Origin of the sequence: Haloferula sargassicola (genome assembly GCF_040362925.1) — a bacterium.
GTDB lineage: Bacteria > Verrucomicrobiota > Verrucomicrobiia > Verrucomicrobiales > Akkermansiaceae > Haloferula > Haloferula sargassicola.
Genome location: NZ_BAABRI010000026.1, coordinates 47,908 through 68,859, shown reverse-complemented (window position 1 = coordinate 68,859; position 20,952 = coordinate 47,908). Strand labels below are relative to the sequence as shown.

The following is a 20,952-nucleotide window of genomic DNA, read 5'->3' as shown; positions in this document are numbered from 1 at the left end:
TGATCGAATGGAGCCTCGACGGCGGAGCCCCGGCGGTCAGCGACGAGGGCGAAGCCGCCTTGGGCAACGCCGCGGTGTCCGAACTCCGCGGCAAGGCCGTCGAGCTGGTCACCAAGGCCGAGGCGGACCACCGCAAGGACCTCATCGCCAACCGCGACAAGCTGGTCTGGGACCTCAACGTCTGGCTGCGCGGCCTCAACGTCAACGATCGCAACCGCTGGGAGGCGCACAACACCGCCCTCATCGGGAAACTGCAGGATGCCGAGGACGGTCGCATCCCGTCGCCCGCCGCGCTGACCGAAAACAAGGAGATCCTCCTGTCCGCGGACATGAAGAAGAACTGCACCTTCTACTTCGAAAAGCAGGCCAAGATCGACGCCGGGAACGTCCAGGAGCTGAAAAGGATCCGCGACGCCTACGCCAAGCGGCTGCAGACGATCGCCGACGACCTCCCCGAGGCCGGCAACGACGAGGTGGTCGCCTCCATCACCCGCATGATCCACCACTCCCAGAACGTCGAGGGCTGGGCCCGCGGGCTCGTGGATTGAGGTTCGCCACCCGACCCGCCGGTGGCGGAAAAAACCGGTTTGCATGGCACGCCGGCCGCCTAGGATGCGGCGATGCTTTTCAACCTGCTGGCCGCCGGAGACTCGACCATCACGCCGTTCTTCGGGCTGCTGGCCATGGTGCTGGTGCTCGCCGTGCTGGCCTCGCTGCTGCTGGTGAAGTTCCGCCAGAGCACGCTGGTCGGCTATTTCGCCGTCGGCGTGCTCATCGCCAACAGCGGCCTGCTGTGGATGGTCGGCGCCGACAAGGACGACCCCATCATCGCCAACCTCGGCGAGCTCGGCGTCATCCTGCTGATGTTCACCCTCGGCATCGAGTTCTCGCTCGGTGAGCTGAAGCACCTCTGGCGGGTCGCGCTTTTCGGCGGCGGTCTGCAGGTCCTGCTCAGCGGTGGCATCGCCGCGCTGGTCGCCTGCCTCGGCGGGCTCGGCGGCCCCGAATGCGCGGTGATCGGCGTGGCCGTGGCGCTCAGCTCCACCGCCGTCGCCATGAAGTCCTTTCAGGACCTCGGCCAGCCGCACAACCCCGGCGCCCGCGCGGCGCTCGGCATCGCCCTGTTCCAGGACATCCTGGTCATCCTTTTCATCCTCGTCCTGCCGGCCATCTACGGCGTGGGTAGTAGTCCGCTCATGGGCGTCGTCTCCGCCTTGGGAAAAGGCGCCCTGTTCCTCGGTGCGGCGCTGGTGCTCGGAAAATATGGTGTCACCCCGCTGCTCCACGCCGTCGCCCGCACCCGCAGCCGCGAGCTTTTCACCCTCACCGTCATCGCCCTGTGCGCCGCCGTGGCACTGGGTGGCGAGGCGCTCGACCTGTCGCTTTCGCTTGGGGCCTTCGCCGCCGGGCTGGTGGTCAGCGAATCGATCTACGCCCACCGCATCATGGCCGATGTCCTGCCGTTCAAGGACCTCTTCCTGACCATCTTCTTCGTTTCCGTCGGCCTCATGATCGATGTCGGCGCCGTGCTGATGGAGTGGCCGTTCGTGCTGATCGGCACGCTGGTCCTGCTGGCAGCCAAGGGTGCCATCGTCACCGGCGCGGCGCGCTTGCTGAAGATCCCCACCCGGCCCGCGCTGCTCGCCGGGGCCAGCCTCGCCAGCACCGGGGAGTTTTCGCTGGTCCTGCTCAACAAGGCCTCCGAGTTCCGCGTCATGGATCCCGCCGTCGAGCAGCTCCTGCTGGCCTGCACCGCCGTTTCCATGGGCCTGGTGCCCACGCTCATGAAAAAGGCCGGGCCCTTCGGGAAATGGCTGGAGTCGAAGGGCTGGATCAAGGCCCACCAGCGCCCACCGGCCGGCTTGGCGCTGCACGATGCCGTCGGCGAGATCGCCGACCACGCCGTGATCTGCGGCTATGGTCCCGTCGGCCGCTCGCTCAATGAAGCCCTGCGCCGCTGCGGCATCGACACGCTCGTGCTCGAGCTCAATTCCGACACCGTCCGCCAGCTCAAGCGCGAGGGCCAGCCGGTGCTCTTCGCCGATGCCACCCATCCCGAGGCGCTCGACCTCGCCGCCATCCAGCGCGCCCGCATGGTCGCGTTTACCTTCCCCGCCGTCGAGCTGACCGAGGCCGCCCTGCCCCTGGTCCGCGAGCGCAACAAGGGCGTCTGCATCTTCGCCCGCGCCAAGTTTCCCAACGAAGTCGCCCGCCTCGATGCCCAGGGCGTCAACGTCATCCACGACGAAGCCGAAAGCGCCGGCGCCATGATCCGCGCCGCCATGAGCGCCTACCAGCGCATCGACCTCGAAGACGAGGAGGTGAAGGAGATCGTGGAGGAGGAGACGGAGGGGTGACCGGTCGGTGACGACGGGGCACTCCTTCTATCGGGTGTAGTGGTAGCGTGCTTGAGCGATCCAAAGTTCGCCCTCCGACACCTTGTAGATCAAACGATGCTCGTCGGTGATTCTCCGGGACCAGTAGCCGGACAGATTCTCACGCAGGGGCTCGGGTTTGCCGATGCCCTCAAACGGTGTGGACCGGCACTCGTCGATCAAGCGGATCAGGCGCTTCATGATCTTGCGATCGTTGGCTGCCCAGTGGGAGACGTCCTCCCATGCCTGATCCGAAAAGACCAGCCGCAGCTTCATCAGTCCTTTGGAAGTGCCCGTTCCTTGCCTTGGCCGGCTTCAAGCTGAGCGATGGCGGCATCCAGCCTTTCGGCGTTGGCGGGGGAACGGCGAAGATAAGCGGTCTCCTGCATCGACTCGAAGTCCTCGAGCGAAATCATCACCACGGCCTGGTCGCGCTTCCGCGTGATGATGACCGGTTCGCGATCCTCGCAGACCGATTGCATGGTCGCCGCGAGGGTTTCGCGGGCGGCAGTGTAGGAGATTGCCTTCACATGAACAGGATCGTGTACAGAACTTCGGCGGCAAGAAGATTGTTCTCCAAGCGGTGAAAAGGCCCGTCAGCAGGGAGCTTCGACGCCGTTTTGCCCTTGCCCCTCGCGGGCCGGGCCCGGATACCTCGCGGCCGAGCCATGTCCGCCGATACCATCCTCACCACCGTCCGGCAGTATCTGGAGTTCGATCCGACCCAGCCGGTCACCTTGACCCCGATCGCCAAGGGGGCTTCCGGTCGGACGATCGTGCGGGTGGTGACCGAGGAATACGAGCCCTTCATCGGTATCTACTGGACCGATGAGCGGCCGGACAACGATGCCTACCCGAAGGTCGCCCATTTCCTCGAGGAAAAGGCCGGCGTGAACGTGGCCTCGATCCTGCATGAGAACCTCAAGTGGCGGGTGGCGCTGGTGGAGGATCTCGGCGATGACGACCTGCTGTCGCTCAAGGACCGGCCGTGGAAGAACCGCGAGCCCTACTACCGCTCAGCGTTCCGCCAGCTCGACAAGTTGTTCTTTTGCCGCGCGGCGCGGGACATGGAGTTCAATCCGCCCTTCGATGCCTCGCTTTACCGCTGGGAGCAGGAGTATTTCTTCGAGCACTTCGTGGAAGGCCTGCTGGGAGGCGATGCCGACGACCTCCGCGAGGCGCCCGAATTCACCGACCTGGCGGAGCGCCTCGGAGCCTCGGCGAAGCACCTGGTGCACCGCGATTTCCAGTCGCAGAATCTGATGCTGTGGGAGGACGAGGTGTATTGGATCGACTTCCAAGGCATGCGCAAGGGTCGCCAGGAATACGATCTGGCCTCGCTGATCTACGATCCCTACATGGACCACTCGGCGGAGGACCGGGAGCGCTTGCTGGACCTGTGGGAGGACGTTTCCGAGGACCGTCCGCCGGAGCAGGTGTTCCGCGAGTGCGCGGCGCAGCGGTTGATGCAGGCGCTGGGGGCTTTCGGAAACATCCTCCGCAACCGCAAGGACGAGTGGTATCGGCCGCACGTGCCGGTGGCGGTGAAGTTCCTCGCGGAAGTCACCGAGGGCATGCCGGTCGGCGCGCTGCTGAAGCCGGTGCTGGAAAAGGCGGCGAAGTAGCGTGCTGCGCTCCTTGCTGGACCGATCCGCGCCATCCGCTATCCGTCGGAAGTGATTCGCATCGAGCATCCCCGGTTCGCGGGCGCCGTCGCCGCCTTGGGCGTGGGGCTGCTGCTGCTGGCCATCACCACGGCCGTGCCGCCGCTGGAAAAGGCGGACCGGGCGATGTTTTCGTGGCTGACCGGGGGGCACCCGGAGGTCGAGGGGCGCGGCACCTTGGAAGATCCGCGGAAAATCGCGACCTACGCCGCGGCGCCCGCACCCGAGCCGATGGCAGAGCTGACGCTGGAGGAGGATCCGGAGGGCTGGTTCGAATCGATGCCGCCGCCGCCCTCGGACATCGCGGTGGTGCTGGCGCGCCTGAACGAGGCAGGCTTGGAGCAGATGGGGATCGGCTACCCGCTGCAATGGGACGAGCCGGACACGCTGGCGATCCAGGCGATGCGCGGGGTGATGGATCGTTTTCCCGGATTGGTGCTGGGTTTCCCGCTGAAAGACTCGACCGCCGGCGACCCGGTGGCGGCGCCGTTCCTGCGGGCCTCGATCGATGACGACGAGGTGGCGGGCGACGTGACCGAGCTGCCGGTGGTGAACGCGATCCGCGGCGTGGCGCCGGAGCTGGGCGGCCGCCGCACGCTGGCGGGTTTCACCCGGCTGGAGAGCGAGAAGGACGAAAGCGGCCGCGCCTACCTGCTGGCGCGCTGGGGCGACCGGGTGGTGTTCTCGCTGCCGCTGGCGCTGGAGATCGCGCGGCTCGGGATCGGCTTCGGGGACGTGGAGATCGAGGTCGGAAATGTGATCCGCCTCGGCCCCACGGGGCCGCGGATCCCGATCGACTTCCGCGGCCGGGCGCGGCTGCCGGAAGATGAGGCGACGGCGGAGCGCGTGCCGCTCAAGGCGGTGATCGAAAAGTCGCTGCCCGAGGATTTCGCGCAGCGCCCGCGGCCGGTGGTGATCGGCGATGGCCGCCTGCTCGGGCCGAAGGAGGATGTCGCCTGGACCGCCCAGGTGCCGGCCGTCGATGCCCTGATCCGGAGCGCACCGGTGCGGGCCTCGCTGCGCGAGGTGCCGCGGCTCAACGGGCTGCTGGAGCTCGCCCTGCTGATCGCCAACGCCCTGCTCTGCGGCTGGCTTTTCAAGGCGAAGCTGCTTGAGTTGCGGGCCGTCATCGCGGTGGCGACCACGCTGGTCATTGCGGCGATCGCGGCCGTTTCAATCCGCGTGTGGCAGGTCACGCCGCCCCTCCTGGCCGTCGTTTCCCAACCGCTGGCCGCTTGGCTGGCGGTGGAATACGGGCGGGTCTCCACGCGGGTCGGCGTCGTGCGCAGCGACCAGCAGCCGGAGCCGGAATCGAAACCCGACGCGAAGAAGTCCGGCGGGAAAAAGCGGCGGAAAAAGCGCCGGCGTTGAGACGTCTTCATCCTTTCCGACATGACTCCACCCCCTCCGCTGCCCCGCCCGCTGCGCCACGCGATCTTTTACGGACGCGCGGCCGGCGGCATCCGCTTCGATGGCCCCAAGGTGGTCATTGAGCAAATCAAGGACGCGCACCAGCAGGCCGAGCAGTGGCTCGCCGGGCGGCCGAACCTGGAGGTTCTCACGATTTCCAACGGCTCGGCTTCCAACGGCAATGCGGTGAATGCCGTGTTTGTCACCGTATGGTATCGCGAACCTGCCCGATGAGGCAGGAAAGCCTCCGCCCGCGCGATATGAGATGAAAAAAGAGCGAAGTGATCTGCCGCAAGAGCGATGCAAGCGGCGATCGAAACGCAGACAGCAGCAGCCGGGACGCTAAAAGCGGCAGGAGGTACGCTGAGAGCGGCAGGAGGTACGCTGGAAGCGGCAGGAGGTACGCTGAGGGCGGCAGTAGGTACGCTGGAAACAGTGGTAGGTACGCGGGGAGCGGCAACCAGTGGAGGGAAAGATGCCAGAAGGACGAGCAGATCCGCAGATGGGAGCCGAAGAGCGGCAATAGGAACGCAGAGAGGGGAATCAGGAGCGCTGTGAGCGGAAAATGGCTTCCTAAGATCAGCCATGGGAGCTATGACGGCGCTCCTCACTTCAGCGATGAACCCTTCCGATGTCCCGCAGCCCGCGCCGGGCGTTTCCCGCCGCTTGGTGGCGAAAGCCTTGGGCCACGAACGACGCTGGCGCTTGCTGGCCGAACTGTCGCGGGGTGAGGGCCTGATGGTGGTGGAACTCTCCGAGCGGGTCGGAATCTCGCAGAACACGATTTCCAAACACATGCGGACGCTGCGGGATGCGGGGATGGTGGTGGTGAACCGCGCCGGGATGTATTCGATCCCGGCGCCGTGTTTGATTTCCACGGAGGAGGGGACGGTGGATTACGGGCACTGCGTGCTGCGCCTGCGGCCGAAAACGACAGGGTGAATCCAAGGCGGGAAGAGCGTTTCCCTTTTCCTTCGCCCCGAGGTGCCTATGGTCGCCGGTGCGAAACCATGAGCCTCAACGAATCGACCCACAAAGCCCAGGCGCTGATCGAGGCGCTGCCCTACCTGCAGTCGTTCCGCGGAAAAACCTTTCTCATCAAGATGGGCGGATCGGCGATGGAGGATCCGGAGCTGGTGCGCAAGGTGATGCGGGACATCGTGTTCCTCGAGGTGGCGGGGATCAATCCGGTGGTCGTGCACGGCGGCGGCAAGGCGATCTCCGCAGCCATGAAGGAGGCGGGCCTGGTGGCCGAGTTCGTCGGCGGCCTGCGGCGGACGACCGAGGCCGCGATCGGGATCGTGGAAAAGGTGCTCTCGAACGAGATCAATCCCGGGCTGGTCCAGATGATCCGCGAGTTCGGCGGGCGGGCGACGGGCATCCCGGGGACGGACGTGTTTCTCGGCGAAAAGATGCGCGTGAAGGACGACCACGGCGAGCCAATCGACATCGGCCGCGTGGGCGAGGTGGTCGGCTGCCAGGTTGGCAACATGGACCCCGCCTTCCGCGCCGGCATCGTGCCGGTCATTTCACCGCTGGCCTCCGAACTGGCCACCGGCAAGCCGCTCAACATCAACGCCGACCTGGCCGCCGCCGCGCTGGCGAAGGAGCTGCGCGTCTCCAAGCTGGTCTATCTTTCCGACGTCCCCGGCGTGATGCGGGATCCGGCCGATCCGGCCACGCTGATCCACTCGATCGACCGCGAAAAAGCCGAATCGCTGATGGCCGACGGCACCATCTCCGGCGGCATGATCCCGAAGATCCGCAGCGCCATGGACGCGCTGAACGCCGGCGTGCGCAAGGTCCACTTCGTCGATGGTCGTCTGCCGCACGCGCTGCTGCTGGAGATCTTCACCGACGGCGGCGTAGGCACCGAGGTGACACTCTGAGAAGATGGTAGATGGCGGATTGTAGATGGTGGATGCCCGGGCTCCGCGGTCTCTTCATCTACAATCTACAATCTACAATCTACAATCTGCGATCTCCAATCTGCGATCTACCATCTTCTTCATGAACGACTTCTTCAACCCCTTCGGCGACGACCACTGGATGCGCATGGCGCTGCGCGAGGCGCATCGGGCCTACGAGGCGACCGAGGTGCCGATCGGCTGCGTGATTGTGCGCGACAATCTGATCATCGGCCGGGCCTGGAACCAGGTGGAGACGCTCAAGGACGCCACGGCTCACGCCGAAATGCTGGCCCTGACGGCGGCGCAGGAGGCGATGGGCGACTGGCGCCTGGAGGGCTGCACGCTCTATGTGACGAAGGAACCGTGCCCGATGTGCGCGGGGGCGATCGTCCACTGCCGGCCGGACCGGGTGGTCTTCGGCTGCCCGGATGAAAAGGCTGGAGCGGCGGGCGGCTGGATCAACCTGCTCGATGCCAACCCGCCGCTCAACCACCGCTGCGAGGTGAGCCGCGGGGTCCTCGGCGACGAGAGCCTGGCGCTGCTCCAGAGTTTTTTCCGCGAGGCGCGGGCGAAAAAGAAGGCCTTGCGGGACGCGGCGAAAGCGGAAGGGTTGCCCGATGATCCGCCGTAACATCGCCGTGCTGGCCGGCGCGTGGCTGCTGAGTTCCTGCGGCACGGTCGGGTTCTACTCGCAGGCGGTCGTCGGCCAACTGCAGGTGATGAGCCGCACGAGGCCGATCGACGAGGTCATTCGAACCACCGACCGCGCCGCCCTGCGCGAGCGGATGGAGCTCACCAAGCGCCTCCTCGATTTCGCCGACCAGGAGCTGCTCATGCCCTCCGGCGGGGCCTACGAGCGCTACGCCCAGCTCGATCGCGAGCACCTCGTGTGGGTCCTTCACGCCGCGCCCGAGCTGTCGATGGAGCCGAAGAAATGGTGGTATCCGGTGGTCGGTCGCCAGGCCTACCGCGGGTATTTCCGCGAGGACCTGGCGAAAAAGGAGGCCGCCAGGCTGGAGGCGGAGGGCTACGAGGTGTGGTCCGGCGGCGTGGATGCGTTTTCGACGCTCGGCTGGTTCAAGGACCCGGTGCTGGACACCTTCGCGGGCTACGAGGAGGTCGACTACGCCGAGACCCTCTTCCACGAGCTGACGCACCGGAAATACTACATCTCTGGGAAAACGGACGAGAACGAGGCCTTGGCCGAAGCGGTGGCGCGGGAAGCGGTGCGCCGCTGGTTCCGCCACACCGGCCGGCCGGAGCTGGCGGCGAAGTACGACCACCGCCTGGCCAAGATCGCCCAGGCGCGGGAAGCCATCGTTTCCACCGCCACGCGGCTGGAGGGGATCTACGGCAGCGACCGTAGCGACGCCGAAAAGCGGGCCGCCAAGCAGGCCGAGATCGCGCGGCTGAAGAAGCGGCTGATCGCGCTCCGCACCCGCTGGGGTCGCGGGTTGAAGTCATGGATCGAGGAACCGATCAACAACGCCCGCCTCAATTCCTTCACCACCTACGAAGAGCGCGTGCCGCATTTCACGAGGATGATCGAGGAAGCGGACGGGGATTTCGAGGTGTTCTGGGAGCGGCTGGAGGAGAAGTAACTTCCCGGTAGGATTGGTGGGCAATGGGTCGTAAGGGCCCGTGATGCGATGGATTTGGTGGATGCTGTGGGTTGGAATCGCACCGGCGGCGGAGATCGAGTGGAAGCCGCAGACGCGGGTGCTGATTGCGGAGGGCGGGGGCTACGGGCGGATCGCGAGGGTGGGTGAGGAGCGCCTGCTGTGTGCGTATTCGCGGCGCGGGGCGATCGAGGTGCGGGGCAGTGCGGACGATGGGAAGACCTGGAGCCGGGGCTTCGAGGCGGGGCGCTGGGAGCACGGGCAGCTGACGAATGCCGAGCTGTTGGTGCGGTCGGACGGCGAGGTTTGGTGCTTTTTCAACCGGCGGCCGTCGCGCCGCTCACCGGAAGCCGCGAAGTTTTCGGTAGGTTTTTTCCGCAGCCGCGACCAGGGCGTGACCTGGAGCGCGCCAGAGATGCTGTACGAGGCCGGGCATGACTTTGGAAACGGCTGCTGGGAGCCCGCGGGCATCGAGCTGCCGGACGGCAGAGTGCAGGTGTATTTCGCCAACGAAGGCCCCTATCGGGAAAGCAACGAGCAGGAAATCACGATGGTTGCGACGGCGGATGGCGGGAAAAGTTGGGCAGAACCGCAGACGGTGAGCTTCCGGGCGGGATCGCGCGATGGGATGCCGGTGCCGACCTTGCTGCCCGAAGTCGGGGGAATCGCGGTGGCGATCGAGGACAACGGACTCGGGGGAGCTTTCAAGCCGGTGATCCTCGGAACGTCGTGGACGGGGTCGTGGTCGGGTGGCCCGGTGGAGGGCGAGAGCCGGCAGCGCTGGAGCGCTTTGCGTGAGCCTCTGGCCGCCAAGACCTACGCCGGCGCGCCGTATCTGAGATGGCTGCGCCGCGGGGTGACGGTGCTGTCATTCCAGCTGGCGGAAAGCGGCGACATGGCGGACTCGCGCATGGCGGTATGCCTCGGCAATGGCCGGGCTCGGGATTTCGGCGAGCCGGCATTTCCGTTTCCCGAGGGAGAAGGCCAGCTCTGGAATTCGTTGTTTGTCAAAAACGAGCACACGATCACCGCGGTGACCCAGGCGCGGATCGACGGCCGGGCGGGGGTTTGGGCGATCGATGGCGAGGTCGGGCACTGATGGCCGGGAGGACCAAAGCCGTCACGCAGGGGCTAGCGTTTCCGCCGCAACAGCAGAGGCAGGGCGCCCACGACGAGCAGGGCGGAGGCGGGCTCCGGAACCAGAACGCCCGTGACCGTGATGATGTCGCCGGATTTGGCGAAGACGTCCGAATAGGCCGAGTAGTCGCCGGTTTGGGAAGGATTCAAAGTGTTGTCGCCGGTGGCGACCGATTCGAGGAAATCGGGGCCGTCATCGACGAAATGGGCGATCCCAGCCAGTTCCCACACGCCGCCGCGGAGGATGAAAAGCCCGCCTCCGGAATCACCGAGGCTCGCCTGGCCGTCGTAAGCGGTCGCCCCCGGGTCGCCGGAGGCGTCGAAGTCGGTCACCAGATAGGGTTGGAGGTTGGAGCCGCCGAGATCGACCATGGCCGTCAGCTCGATGGTATTGGTGGCCCAGCGGGTGCCGTTGGCATCGCTGGTGCCGGGGGTGCCCCAAATGTACGGCGCGGAGGTATTGATGGCGAAGCCACGACCGAACATCAGGGCGCTCTCGCCGGCGCTGGCGGTGATCGAGGCCAGCGGCACCGCCGGCAGACTGGGCAGGGCGGGATCGCCGAGGCCGCCGCCGATTTGGTAGAGGATCAGGTCCGAACTTCCGATCTGGATGCCGGCCGAGGCGGTGTAGACCGATCCGGCGACGGTGATGGTGGCGGGTTCCGGCGAGATGTGATTGGCGCTGAGCACCCAGCCGGTGCCGCTGGAGCTGTCCGCGCCGAGGTAGACACCGGACGCATTGGAGACGCGGACGAGGTTGTCCCAGTAGGGGAAATCGGGCTGGCTGGCGGAGGAAAGGTAGCTTTGAAGGTCGGCCACGTCGTCATTGTTGTTCCCCGTGCCGGAGACTCCGCTGACGATCACGGCGGGTGCGGAGGCGGCCGAGGCCAGCAAAACGGCGGCGATGGCCGGGTAGAGGCGGTTCATGGTTTGGCAACATGAAAGGTCGCCGTCCGCCTGTCAACTTCGCCGCCCGACCCGGAGGCTGGACAGGCCGGGGTGGGGGCGCTCATTTTCGGCCCGTGGCCGGGATGCATGCGATCATCGGATCCGACGAGGGGCGGGTCAAAGAGGAAGCCCTGCGGCTCCATCGGGAGCTGACCGGCGGCAACGACGATGGTTTCACTCATGAGACGATCGACGGCACCGCGGACAACTCCGAGGGAGCCTTCCAAATCTGCCGGTCGGTCGTCGAAGCCCTGAACACGCTGCCGCTTTTCGGCGGCGAGAAGGTGGTCTGGCTGAAGTCGGCCACCTTTTTGATCGATGACGTGACCGGGCGCTCGGAGCGCACGCTGAGCGGAGTCGAGGCGCTGAAGGAGTGCCTCGACGCCGGCCTGGCGGAGGGCGTCACCTTTCTGCTCAGCGCGACCGGTATCGACAAGCGTCGCGCCTTCTGGAAGTTCCTCGAAAAGAGCGCCGAAGTGCGGAGCTACGACAAGATCGACACCTCGCGCGAAGGCTGGGAGGAGGAGGTCGCGCGGCTGGTGCAAGGCCGGGCGAAGGACCTTGGCCTGCGTTTCGAGGACGAGGCGCTGGAGCTGTTCGTGATGCAGGCTGGCGAGGCCACGCGGCAGATCGGCAGCGAGTTGGAGAAGCTCGACCTCTTCCTTGGGCCGGAGCGGCGGACGATCACCCTGGCCGACGTGCGGGCGATGGTGCCGATGAGCCGGGCGGGCATTGTTTTCGAGATCGGCAAGGCGCTGCAGACCGGCGACGCGGCGCGGGCCATCGAGCTGATCGACCGCTTGCTGACCAGCGGCGAGAGCGCGATCGGGCTGATGCGGGCCTCGATCATCCCCACGGTGAGGAATCTTTTCATGGCGCGGGTGGTGGCGGACATGGGCGTCCGCGGGGGCTCGTATTCCGCCTTTTCCGGCGCGCTCGACCGGCTGCCGGCGCTGAAAAAGGCGTGGCTGCCCCAGAAGAAATCCGGCGGCGTGAATGCCTACCCGCTGTTTCTGATGCAAGGGGCGGCCGGGGCCTTCTCGCAAGACAGCCTGCGTGGACTCATGGAATCCGCGCTGAAGGCCGACAAAGCGCTGGTCACGACCGGGCTCGATCACCGTCTGGTGCTCCACCGCTTCGTGGCGGAAATGAGCGCGGCGGTGGAGCGGAGGCGCGCCTGACACCGCGACCCGGGGCGCTGCCCTTGGCTTGACAGGGGGCCGGGGCCATGCATTCTCCCCGCCCCGCCGCGTTGGAACGTGGCGAACTCCCAACCTGCCATGAAAAAGGATCTTCATCCCAGCTACGCGCCCGCCTTGTTCGTCGACATGACGACCGGCGCGCGTTTCATCACCCGCTCGACCAAGACTTCCGACAAGAAGGAGACCATCGACGGTGTGGAATACAACGTCATCTCGATGGGCGTGACCTCGGACTCGCACCCGTTCTTCACGGGCCAGAAGCAGTTCGTCGATACCGAGGGCCGCATCGACAAATTCCAGAAGCGCTTCGGTTCCGTCCGCCGCGCCGGCAAGCCGAAGCTCAATGCCTGAGCCGGAAAGCCCGAAGGTTTTCATCAAAAAACGCCCGGTCGCATGCAGCGGCCGGGCGTTTTATGTTTTGGGGGGTGGGGGGCTTACGGGGAGAGGGATTTACCAGGGGCGCCCGTTGGCACGGACGAAATCGAGCTCGCCGATCAGCGCCAGGTCTTCGAGGAAGGCGGACATCTCGTGTTCGCCCGGCCCCCTGTCCTCGAAGTAGACGAGGGAACCGCCAGCGTTCGGCTGCTGGGTGATGACCGACCACAGCATGATCCGCCACATGGGCGGCAGATCGACGCTGGTGTCGATGCCGACGCAGATCACGGTCCGCAGCGCGCTCGGGCCGGGAAAGCGATCCTGAGACCGGGAGCGGAGGTCGTCGGCCGGCTCGGAGCTGCGTGCGTCCGGCAGGGTCGCGGCCTCTTCGATGGGATGGGAGCCCTTGCCTTCGGCGAGCTGGTTCAGCTCATAGCTGGAAAGCGAGGCGATCGGCCTGAGTGAGGATTCCACGAAGCTGCGCGCCATGCGCACGAAGCGGACGTGGTTGTGAAGGACCACCACGTTGACAGGTCCACCGGGGTTGCTGCGTCGAGACGGCTCGGGCCGGCGGTTTTTTGTCAGGAAGTCGAGGTTCACGTAATGGTTGGATGGACAGGCTTTCCGGGGGGAAGCGGCGTAGGAGAAGCATAGGCAGATGCCCACCCAACTTGTATATTGCCATCCCATCGGAAATTCACGCAGACAAAAACCTTAGATAACTAGTCAAACGTTTTAGTTATCGTAAAACTCGGTGGCCGGGCTGGCTTTTAGGCTGTTTCGGTGCGGTCCGGATTGCTAGGACGCCACGGTGACGAGCGATGAGGAGAATGCCGCCGACCGGGCGGCAAGCCACGACCCGATGGGGCAGCCGGACCGGCCGGAAACCGATTTCCCGGTGGTTGGGGTGGGCGCTTCCGCCGGGGGGTTGGAGGCTTTCCGCCGCTTGCTGTCAGCCCTTCCAGAGCGTCCCGGGATGGCGCTCGTGCTGGTCCAGCACCTCGATCCCGGCCGGCAGAGCCTGATGGCCGGATTGCTGGCCAAACACACGGCGCTGCCGGTGCGCGAGGTGGTCGATGACATGCTCGTGGAAAAAAATCACATCTATGCAATACCGCCCGGCAGGCGGCTGCAGGTCCGAGATGGGAAATTTCATCTCAGTGAGTTAGAGGGAAGCCGGGTGGTGCCCACCGTCATTGATCATTTTTTCTTCTCACTGGCGGAGGCTTGCGGTCCGCGCGCGATCTGCGTGGTGCTTTCCGGGCTGGGAGCGGATGGCTCGCGGGGACTGCGGGCGGTGAAGGCGGCCGGCGGATTGACGATCGCGGCGGATCCCGAGCAGGCCGCCTTTGATGGCATGCCGCGGTCGGCGATCGCGACCGGTCTGGCCGACTTCGTGCTGCCGGTGGAGAAGATCCCGCGTGTGCTGAAGCAGTGTGCGGAGCATCCGTATGTGGCGAGGGGGGGCGAGGAGCCGGCCGGGAATGGCGAAGGCCTGGAGACGGTGTTTTCACTGCTGCGGGCGAGAACGGGGCATGATTTCCGCAGCTACAAGCCGGGGACCGTCCGTCGCCGGATCGGCCGTCGGATGGGCATCTGCCACGTCGAGAGCCTGCGCGACTACTTGGAGGTCCTGCGTCGCGACTCGGGCGAGGTGCGCGCTCTGTTTCAGGACTTGCTGATCGGGGTGACGTCGTTTTTCCGCGACCCCGAATCGTGGGAGGTGCTGGAAAAGGAAGTGCTGGAACCCCTGATCCGGGACCTGCCGGCCGGAGAGCCGCTGCGGGTGTGGGTGCCGGGGTGTTCCTCCGGCGAGGAGGCCTATTCGGTGGCCATGGCGCTGGCGGAAGGATTCGAGCGGTGCGGCTGCCCGCCGCGGATGCAGGTGTTCGCCACGGACATCGACGACACCTCGGTGGCGCGCGGCCGGATGGCGGCGTATCCGAAGACGGTGCTGGCGGACATCCCGCCGAGCCGGGCCAGACGCTTCCTGGTGGAGGATGGCGAGCGGGTGCAGATTTCGAAAAGCCTGCGGGATTCGGTGGTGTTCGCGCGGCAGAACGTGATCGGCGATCCGCCGTTTTCCCGGCTGCACCTGATCTGTTGCCGCAACCTGATGATTTATCTGGATCAGGAAACGCAGCAGCGGATGGTCGAGCTGTTCCACTTCGCGCTGGTGCGGGGCGGCTGTCTGTTTCTCGGTTCGTCGGAATCGATCGGGCGCCAGGAGCGCTTGTTCCAGCCGGTGTCGAAGGTCGACCGGATCTTCCGCAGGCGGGAAACGGACGACATCCCCCGGCCGGGACTTCATTTCCAGCAGGGCGGGCCGCAGACATTCGAGCCGTCGAGGCCGAAGGACCCGGACCGGCCGCGAGGCGTGGCGGAGCTGGCCCGGCTGTCCCTGCTGGAGCACCACACGCCGGCGGCGGTGGTGGTGGACTCCACGGGCGAGGTGCGGTTTTTCCACGGGCCGGTCTCGCGCTACTTGGAGTTCCCGGTCGGCGAACCCACGCGGCAGGCGATCCGCTTGTGCCGCAAGAACCTCCGATCGGTGCTGCGGGCGGCGATCCACAGGGCCGAGACCAGCCTCCAGCCCGAGCAGATGACGGTGTGCCAGAAATCCGACCAGGGTGAGGTGGCCGTGACCTTGTCGGTCCGTCCGCTCGGAGATGGCGACGACGACCGCAAGCTGCTGATGGTCACCTTTTCCGAACGGCCGATGGAGGAACCTGAGGACGGCTTCGGACCGACGGGTGCCGAGGATTTGATCGGGCGGCTCGAGGCCGATCTGGAGGTGACGCGGGAGAGCCTGCAGAGCACCATCGAGGAGCAGGAAACGGCGAACGAGGAGCTGAAGGCCTCCCACGAGGAGGTGATGAGCATGAACGAGGAGCTCCAGAGCGCCAACGAGGAGCTGGAAACCAGCCGCGAGGAGCTGCAGAGCCTCAACGAGGAGCTGACGACGGTGAACGCCGAGCTGGAGGAAAAGGTGCGGGAGCTGGAGAGCGCCAATGACGACCTGGACAACCTGCTTTCCAGTACCGACATCGCGACCATTTTCCTCGACCCGGAGCTGGGCATCCGGCGTTTCACCCCGGCCACGCGGAAGCTCATCCACCTGATCCCGGCGGATGTGGGCCGGCCCTTGTCGGACATCGCGCCGCGGTTTCTGGACGAGCATATCTTTGAGGATGCGCGGCGCGTGCTGGAGACGCAGGAGCTGCAGGAAAAGGAGATCGCCGGCAGCGGGGGCGAATCCTACCTGCGCCGGATCGTGCCCTACCGGTCGGCCAGCGGGCGGATCGATGGGGTGGTGATCACGTTCTCCGACGTGAGCGACCTGCGCCGGCAGGCCCGCCAGCTGCAGGCCCGGGAGCGCCAGCAGGCGGCGATCGCGAAGCTGGGACAAAAGGCGCTGGCCGGGATGCCGCTGGCGGCGTTCTGCGGGGAGGTGGTGGAGGCGTGCGCCACCATGCTCGGGGTGCCGATGGTGAAGGTCCTGCGCAAGGAGGACGCGTCCGAGCTGCTGCTCTACGCCGGGATCGGCTGGCAGGAGGGCGCGGTGGGCGAGGTGCGGGTCGGCACCGACCTTGATTCGCAGGCGGGATACACGCTGAAGTCGAACGCTCCGGTGATCGTCCGCCGGCTGTCCGAGGAGACGCGTTTCCGGGGACCGGAACTGTTGCGCAGGCACGGGGTGGTCAGCGGGCTGAGCGTGATCATCGGCACCGAACAGGAGGCCTGGGGCGTGCTGGGCGCGCACAGCGATGAGGAGCGCGAATTCACCGGCGACGACATCCATTTCCTCCAAGCGCTGGCAAACATCATCTTCGAACTGGTGAAGCGCGACGAGGTGGTCGAGGAGCTGCGGGCGAGCCGACAGCGCTACCGGCTGGTCGCGGACTCGATGCCGGCCTTGCTGGCGATGTGCGATGCGGACGAGCGCTACGTTTTCGCCAACGCGGCCTACCGCGACTGGCTGGGGCTGGAGCCGGAGGAAATGATCGGCCGGACCGTGCTCGAGGTGGTCGGAGAAGAGGCCTACGCGGAGGTTGAAAAGCCGATCCGCGGGGTGCTGGCGGGTGAACGCCAGCGGTTCCGGGCGCACCTGGCCTATCGCCTCGGCAAGATCCACGACGTGGAGGTCGACTACCTGCCGGACATCCAGAACGGGGAGGTGGTCGGCTACTTCGCGATGATCCAGGACATCTCCGAGCGGCTGGCCGCGGAGCAGTTGATGGAGGACTCGAAGCGCCTCCTCGAATCCGAGGTGGCCAGCCGGACGGACCAGTTGCGGGTGCTCTCCGACAACGTGCCGGCCTTGTTCGCCTACATCGATCCCGAGCGCCGTTTCCGCTATCTGAACCGCCTCCACGAGGAGGAATTCCACATGAAGCCCGGCGAGTTCATCGGCCGGCCGGTGGCCGAGGCCTTCGGCGAGGAAAACTACGCCGCCATCGAGCCGTACCTCGAGGTCGCGCTGACCGGTGAGGAGCAGCATTTCGAGGTCTCGGTGGACCTGCCGCGCGATGGCGTGCGGGCCTACCGCGTCCACTACGTGCCGCACCTCGGCGGGGCAGGCGAGGTGCGGGGGATTTTCGCCTTGTCCGACGACGTGACGCGCATGCGGCAGCTCCAGAAAGATGTGCTGGAGGCCGCCGAGCGGGAGAAGGAAAGGATCGGCCGCGAGCTGCACGACAGCTTGTGCCAGGATCTCAGCGGGGTGGGGATGCTCGGCCAGGCCCTGAGTAAAAAACTGAGCCGCAACGATTCGCGCTACACCGCCGAGGTCGAGGGCTTGGTCCGGCGGATCAACAAGATCACCCATCAATCGCGGGAGATCGCCCGCGGCCTGTGTCCGGTGGCGCTGCAGGATCGGGGGCTGGGCACGGCCTTGGGTGAGTTCTGCGAGGTGGTGCCGGATTTGTTCGACGGCCTGAGCTGCGATTTCGAAGACCGGTTGGGCAATTTCACCGTCGAGGAGCCGGTGGCCACGCAGCTCTTCATCATTGCGCGGGAAGCCATTTTCAACGCGGCCCGCCATGCCAACGCCGAACTGGTGACGGTGACCCTCTCCCGCGAGGACCGCAAGCTGCTGCTGCGGGTGTGCGACGATGGCGATGGCCGGCTGGACGAGGTGACGGAGGGCCTCGGCATCCGGTCGATGCGCTATCGCGCGCTGACTTTGGGCGGGACTTTCTCGCTGCAGGAGGTCGAGCAGGGGACCGGCCTGCAAATGGACTGCACAATCCGGCTGGAAAGTGAACCGGTCCCGGCCGAGGATAGCGAAAACCCCGACCCCAACTCGTGAAATCCACCATGGAAATCCCCGGCTTTTCCCCTATCCGCGAACGCCAGGCCGGTATCTTCGTGATCGATGACCACCCGCTGATGCGCGAGGGGCTGGCCAAGGTCGTCGAGCTGGAGCCGGATATGCAAGTCACCGGGGAGACCGGCCAGGCCCGCGGCGCGGTCGATCGGCTGTTGGATGCCAAGCCGGACGCGGTGCTGCTGGACCTGTCGCTCAAGGACGGCAACGGGCTCGAGCTCATCAAGGACATCCGGGCCGCCGGCATCTCGGCGCCGATCCTGGTGTTGTCGATGCACGATGAGTCGCTTTACGCGGAGCGGGCGCTCAAGGCGGGAGCGAATGGTTACCTGATGAAGGACGAGGCCACGGATCAGGTCGTCGAGGGCCTGCGGCTCGTGTTGAGCGGCGAAGTCTATCTCAGTCCGCGCATGAACCGGCTGTTGCTCAAGCGCCTGAGTGGCGGGCGCGGGTCGGCGGACCAGGACCACGGGGTGACCCGGCTGACGGATCGGGAGCTGGAAATCCTGGAGTTGATCGGCCGCGGCCAACCCTCGGGGGCGATCGCGCAGACGCTCGGCATCAGCCCGCGGACGGTGGGCGCGCACCGCTCGAACATCCGTGAAAAGCTCGGTCTGGCCTCCGGTAGTGAGGTGGTGCGCTATGCCGTGCAGTGGGTGGATGCGGAAATGCCGGACTCTTTCCGGCCCTAACCGGGGGTGGGAATGATCCGGAAATTCCGCAGATTCTAGCACTTGCCCCGGGTGGGATCGTGGATCTAATAGCCACCCCACGATGGCATCCCGTCCCACACCGCCGGACCCGGTCCAAGATCCCTCACGGATCGAGGCGCTCCGCCGCACCGGTCTCCTCGGCATCCGGCAGGTCGATGAGTTCGATCGCATGACCGAGCTGGCCTCGGGGCTGTTGGACGTGCCCGTCTGCCTGGTGTCGCTGGTCGATGCCGACTGCCAGGTGTTTCCCGGCGCCTGTGGTTTGCCGGCGCCCTATGACGACGAGCGCCGGACCCCGCTGAGCCATTCCTTCTGCCAGCATGCCGTCCGCGAACGCGCCCCGCTGGTCATCCGCGATGCCACCCAGGACCCCCGCGTGGCCGATAACGGCGCGGTCCGGGACCTCGGCGTCATGGCCTATCTGGGATTCCCGATCGTCGGCCAGGACCATCACGCCTACGGCTCGTTCTGCGTCATCGATACCGAGCCCCGCGAGTGGACCTCGCACGAGATCCGGCTGGTGAGGGACTTCACCGCCATCGTGGCCGACCTGCTCGACCACTGGGTGGAGCGCGAGCGATTCCGCACGGATCTGGACCTGATCATCCACGATTTGAAGAACCCCCTGTCCGGCGTGACCATGGCGGCCTCGATCCTGGAATCCCGGACCGAGGACCTGCCCGTGGACCTGCGGCCGCTGGTCGATGCGCTGACGGATTCGGCGCGCCGCGGCGGAGAGCTGCTGTCCCGGATCGCGGCGGCGGACCGCGACCACGGGGAGGTCTGCGACGACCTGCTGGCGCGGATCGAGGAGGTGGTGGCCCGGCACCGTGGCCCGGCTTCGGAAAAGGGGCTCAACCTTCAGTTCATCCCCCCGCCGGAGAACCGGGCGGTGGCGGTGGCCGGCTGGGCGGTCGCGCAGATCGTCGAGAACCTGCTGACCAACGCCCTGAAATTCACGCCGACCGGCGGCACCGTGAGCATTTCGGTGGTGGAAACCACGCGCGACAGCCGGATCGAGATCGCCGACGAGGGGCCGGGCTTCTCGGACACCGACCGGGCCCGGCTTTTCAAGCGCTACGCCCGCCTCAGTGCCGAGCCGACGGCCGGCGAGGAATCGACCGGCCTGGGTCTTTCGATCGTGAAAAAGCTGGTCGACCAGGAGGGCGGCAGCATCGAGCTGGTCAGCAGACCGGGTGAGGGCGCCCGGTTCCGTCTGGTGTTCCCCCACGCATGAGCGGGCGGGTCGGTTTCTGGAATCTTTCCGGCGAACGCCGGGCCGTGAGCTACGGAGTGATCTTCGGAGTGTGGGCGGAAATCCTCGTTTACTGCGAGCTGCACGATCTCTTTCTGGCGCCCTTCGCGCCGGAGCATTTCACGGTCTATCATCCTCCGCTGTGGGGGATCGAAAACATCCACCTGCTGGGTGCGGCGTGGGCTTTCCGGGCTTCGATCGGACCGGGGATCCCGCTGGGCATTGCGGCCTTGTTCATCGGCCGCTCGGGCAAACGTCCGCCGCTGCCGGTGAAGACGATCCTGTGGAGGGTCTGGCCGGCGCTGGCGCTCACCGAGCTATGCGGGCTCGCGGCCGGGGCTTGGTCGTGGGTCACGGGAAAGCCGGTGTTTCCGGAAATCCTCTACCCGGGGCTGACGCGGGCACTGATCACCGCGCAGTCGATCCAGCTCACCTGCTATCTCGCCGGTGCCGTGACGGGGGTCGCCTACCTGATCGGACTGTGGCGAGCCCGGGGGGCGATGGCTCGCTTGCAAGCGCGCGGGGACTCCAGGTGAGGAACTGATCCACCCGGCGATGCGACGTCGGGATTTCCCCAGGTGCCTCTGCCAGGTGGCGGAAGGCGTTCGGGATTTTCCGAAGTGCCTTTTCCATGTGGCGGAAGGCGTTCGGAATTTTCCGAAGTGCCTTTTCCAGGTGGCGGGAGGCGTTCGGAATTTTCCGAAGTGCCTTTTCCAAGTGGCGGGAGGCATTCGGGATTTTCCGAAGTGCCTCTGCCATGTTGGGGGGAGTCGTTCGGAGTTTTCCGAAGGTCAAAGCCGGGATGGAAGGGGTGGGCGGGGAGTTTGGAATCAGGATGGAAAGGATTTTTGGGATGACGAATTGAGGAGGGCTGAGAAATGGAGGTGCGGGCCATCGGGTGGACAGGCAGGCGAGGGATTTCATTCTCACCTCCCACCCATCCGGGCCCATGATTCTCCCGAGCTTGATTGCCGTGGAAAGGTCCTGAATCCGGGGTTCCGAGCGGCAACGCAGG

At 66.1% G+C, this 20,952-nt stretch carries 20 protein-coding genes; 16 read left to right on the top strand and 4 right to left on the bottom strand.

Annotated features, from left to right (window positions below):
* Together ABXH26_RS18545 and ABXH26_RS18540 are read left to right on the top strand one after the other, a co-directional pair.
* A partial coding sequence (locus ABXH26_RS18545; RefSeq protein WP_353568592.1) for a hypothetical protein occupies positions 1 to 548 on the top strand: 548 nt, incomplete at its 5' end.
* Positions 549 to 620: 72 nt separating this feature from the next.
* Entirely contained in the window at positions 621 to 2,357 is a 1,737-nt protein-coding gene (locus ABXH26_RS18540; protein ID WP_353568591.1) for a cation:proton antiporter, read from the top strand.
* 27 nt (positions 2,358 to 2,384) lie between these two features.
* Here ABXH26_RS18540 and ABXH26_RS18535 read toward each other — a convergent pair whose 3' ends face one another.
* Both ABXH26_RS18535 and ABXH26_RS18530 read right to left on the bottom strand, forming a co-directional pair.
* Entirely contained in the window at positions 2,385 to 2,645 is a 261-nt protein-coding gene (locus ABXH26_RS18535) for a Txe/YoeB family addiction module toxin (RefSeq protein ID WP_353568597.1), read from the bottom strand.
* A gap of 5 nt (positions 2,646 to 2,650) precedes the next feature.
* A complete protein-coding gene (locus ABXH26_RS18530; protein WP_353568590.1) occupies positions 2,651 to 2,905 on the bottom strand; it encodes a type II toxin-antitoxin system Phd/YefM family antitoxin in 255 nt (84 codons plus the stop codon).
* Between the two features lie 138 nt (positions 2,906 to 3,043).
* Here ABXH26_RS18530 and ABXH26_RS18525 point away from each other — a divergent pair, with 138 nt between their 5' ends.
* The 8 genes from ABXH26_RS18525 to ABXH26_RS18490 all read left to right on the top strand — a co-directional run bounded on the left by ABXH26_RS18525 (position 3,044) and on the right by ABXH26_RS18490 (position 10,077).
* The gene (locus ABXH26_RS18525; RefSeq protein ID WP_353568589.1) at positions 3,044 to 4,000 is read left to right on the top strand and encodes a phosphotransferase; all 957 of its coding nucleotides are present in this window, start codon (positions 3,044 to 3,046) and stop codon (positions 3,998 to 4,000) included.
* 51 nt (positions 4,001 to 4,051) lie between these two features.
* A complete protein-coding gene (locus tag ABXH26_RS18520; RefSeq protein WP_353568588.1) occupies positions 4,052 to 5,410 on the top strand; it encodes a hypothetical protein in 1,359 nt (452 codons plus the stop codon).
* 21 nt (positions 5,411 to 5,431) lie between these two features.
* Positions 5,432 to 5,683 (top strand): hypothetical protein, encoded by a 252-nt coding sequence (locus ABXH26_RS18515; protein ID WP_353568587.1) that lies wholly within the window; start codon positions 5,432 to 5,434, stop codon positions 5,681 to 5,683.
* Between the two features lie 384 nt (positions 5,684 to 6,067).
* Complete coding sequence (locus tag ABXH26_RS18510) at positions 6,068 to 6,391, top strand: ArsR/SmtB family transcription factor (protein WP_353568586.1); 324 nt, start codon at positions 6,068 to 6,070, stop codon at positions 6,389 to 6,391.
* Between the two features lie 68 nt (positions 6,392 to 6,459).
* The gene (argB, locus tag ABXH26_RS18505; protein WP_353568585.1) at positions 6,460 to 7,338 is read left to right on the top strand and encodes an acetylglutamate kinase; all 879 of its coding nucleotides are present in this window, start codon (positions 6,460 to 6,462) and stop codon (positions 7,336 to 7,338) included.
* Positions 7,339 to 7,459: 121 nt separating this feature from the next.
* Positions 7,460 to 7,990 (top strand): tRNA adenosine(34) deaminase TadA, encoded by a 531-nt coding sequence (tadA, locus tag ABXH26_RS18500; RefSeq protein WP_353568584.1) that lies wholly within the window; start codon positions 7,460 to 7,462, stop codon positions 7,988 to 7,990.
* Positions 7,977 to 8,960, top strand: a complete 984-nt coding sequence (locus tag ABXH26_RS18495; RefSeq protein WP_353568583.1) for an aminopeptidase — start codon at positions 7,977 to 7,979, stop codon at positions 8,958 to 8,960. Before tadA ends, ABXH26_RS18495 begins: the two co-directional genes overlap by 14 nt.
* Before the next feature lie 61 nt (positions 8,961 to 9,021).
* Positions 9,022 to 10,077, top strand: coding sequence for a sialidase family protein (locus ABXH26_RS18490; protein ID WP_353568582.1), 1,056 nt, complete (start codon positions 9,022 to 9,024; stop codon positions 10,075 to 10,077).
* 32 nt (positions 10,078 to 10,109) lie between these two features.
* On the opposite strand, the gene ABXH26_RS18485 is transcribed toward ABXH26_RS18490, so the two are convergent.
* On the bottom strand, positions 10,110 to 11,042 hold the full coding sequence (locus ABXH26_RS18485; RefSeq protein ID WP_353568581.1) for a hypothetical protein: 933 nt from the start codon (positions 11,040 to 11,042) through the stop codon (positions 10,110 to 10,112).
* A gap of 104 nt (positions 11,043 to 11,146) precedes the next feature.
* Here ABXH26_RS18485 and holA point away from each other — a divergent pair, with 104 nt between their 5' ends.
* Positions 11,147 to 12,244, top strand: coding sequence for a DNA polymerase III subunit delta (holA, locus tag ABXH26_RS18480; protein ID WP_353568580.1), 1,098 nt, complete (start codon positions 11,147 to 11,149; stop codon positions 12,242 to 12,244).
* A gap of 99 nt (positions 12,245 to 12,343) precedes the next feature.
* The gene (locus ABXH26_RS18475; protein WP_353568579.1) at positions 12,344 to 12,616 is read left to right on the top strand and encodes a type B 50S ribosomal protein L31; all 273 of its coding nucleotides are present in this window, start codon (positions 12,344 to 12,346) and stop codon (positions 12,614 to 12,616) included.
* 99 nt (positions 12,617 to 12,715) lie between these two features.
* On the opposite strand, the gene ABXH26_RS18470 is transcribed toward ABXH26_RS18475, so the two are convergent.
* Entirely contained in the window at positions 12,716 to 13,240 is a 525-nt protein-coding gene (locus ABXH26_RS18470) for a hypothetical protein (protein WP_353568578.1), read from the bottom strand.
* Between the two features lie 262 nt (positions 13,241 to 13,502).
* Here ABXH26_RS18470 and ABXH26_RS18465 point away from each other — a divergent pair, with 262 nt between their 5' ends.
* From ABXH26_RS18465 to ABXH26_RS18450, 4 genes are all read left to right on the top strand, one after another.
* The gene (locus ABXH26_RS18465; RefSeq protein WP_353568596.1) at positions 13,503 to 17,951 is read left to right on the top strand and encodes a chemotaxis protein CheB; all 4,449 of its coding nucleotides are present in this window, start codon (positions 13,503 to 13,505) and stop codon (positions 17,949 to 17,951) included.
* Positions 17,948 to 18,661 (top strand): response regulator, encoded by a 714-nt coding sequence (locus tag ABXH26_RS18460; protein WP_353568577.1) that lies wholly within the window; start codon positions 17,948 to 17,950, stop codon positions 18,659 to 18,661. Before ABXH26_RS18465 ends, ABXH26_RS18460 begins: the two co-directional genes overlap by 4 nt.
* An 82-nt stretch (positions 18,662 to 18,743) precedes the next feature.
* Positions 18,744 to 19,919: a GAF domain-containing sensor histidine kinase gene (locus ABXH26_RS18455; protein WP_353568576.1), complete on the top strand. Its 1,176-nt coding sequence runs from the start codon at positions 18,744 to 18,746 to the stop codon at positions 19,917 to 19,919.
* The gene (locus ABXH26_RS18450; RefSeq protein WP_353568575.1) at positions 19,916 to 20,473 is read left to right on the top strand and encodes a hypothetical protein; all 558 of its coding nucleotides are present in this window, start codon (positions 19,916 to 19,918) and stop codon (positions 20,471 to 20,473) included. Before ABXH26_RS18455 ends, ABXH26_RS18450 begins: the two co-directional genes overlap by 4 nt.
* Positions 20,474 to 20,952: the final 479 nt, after the last annotated feature.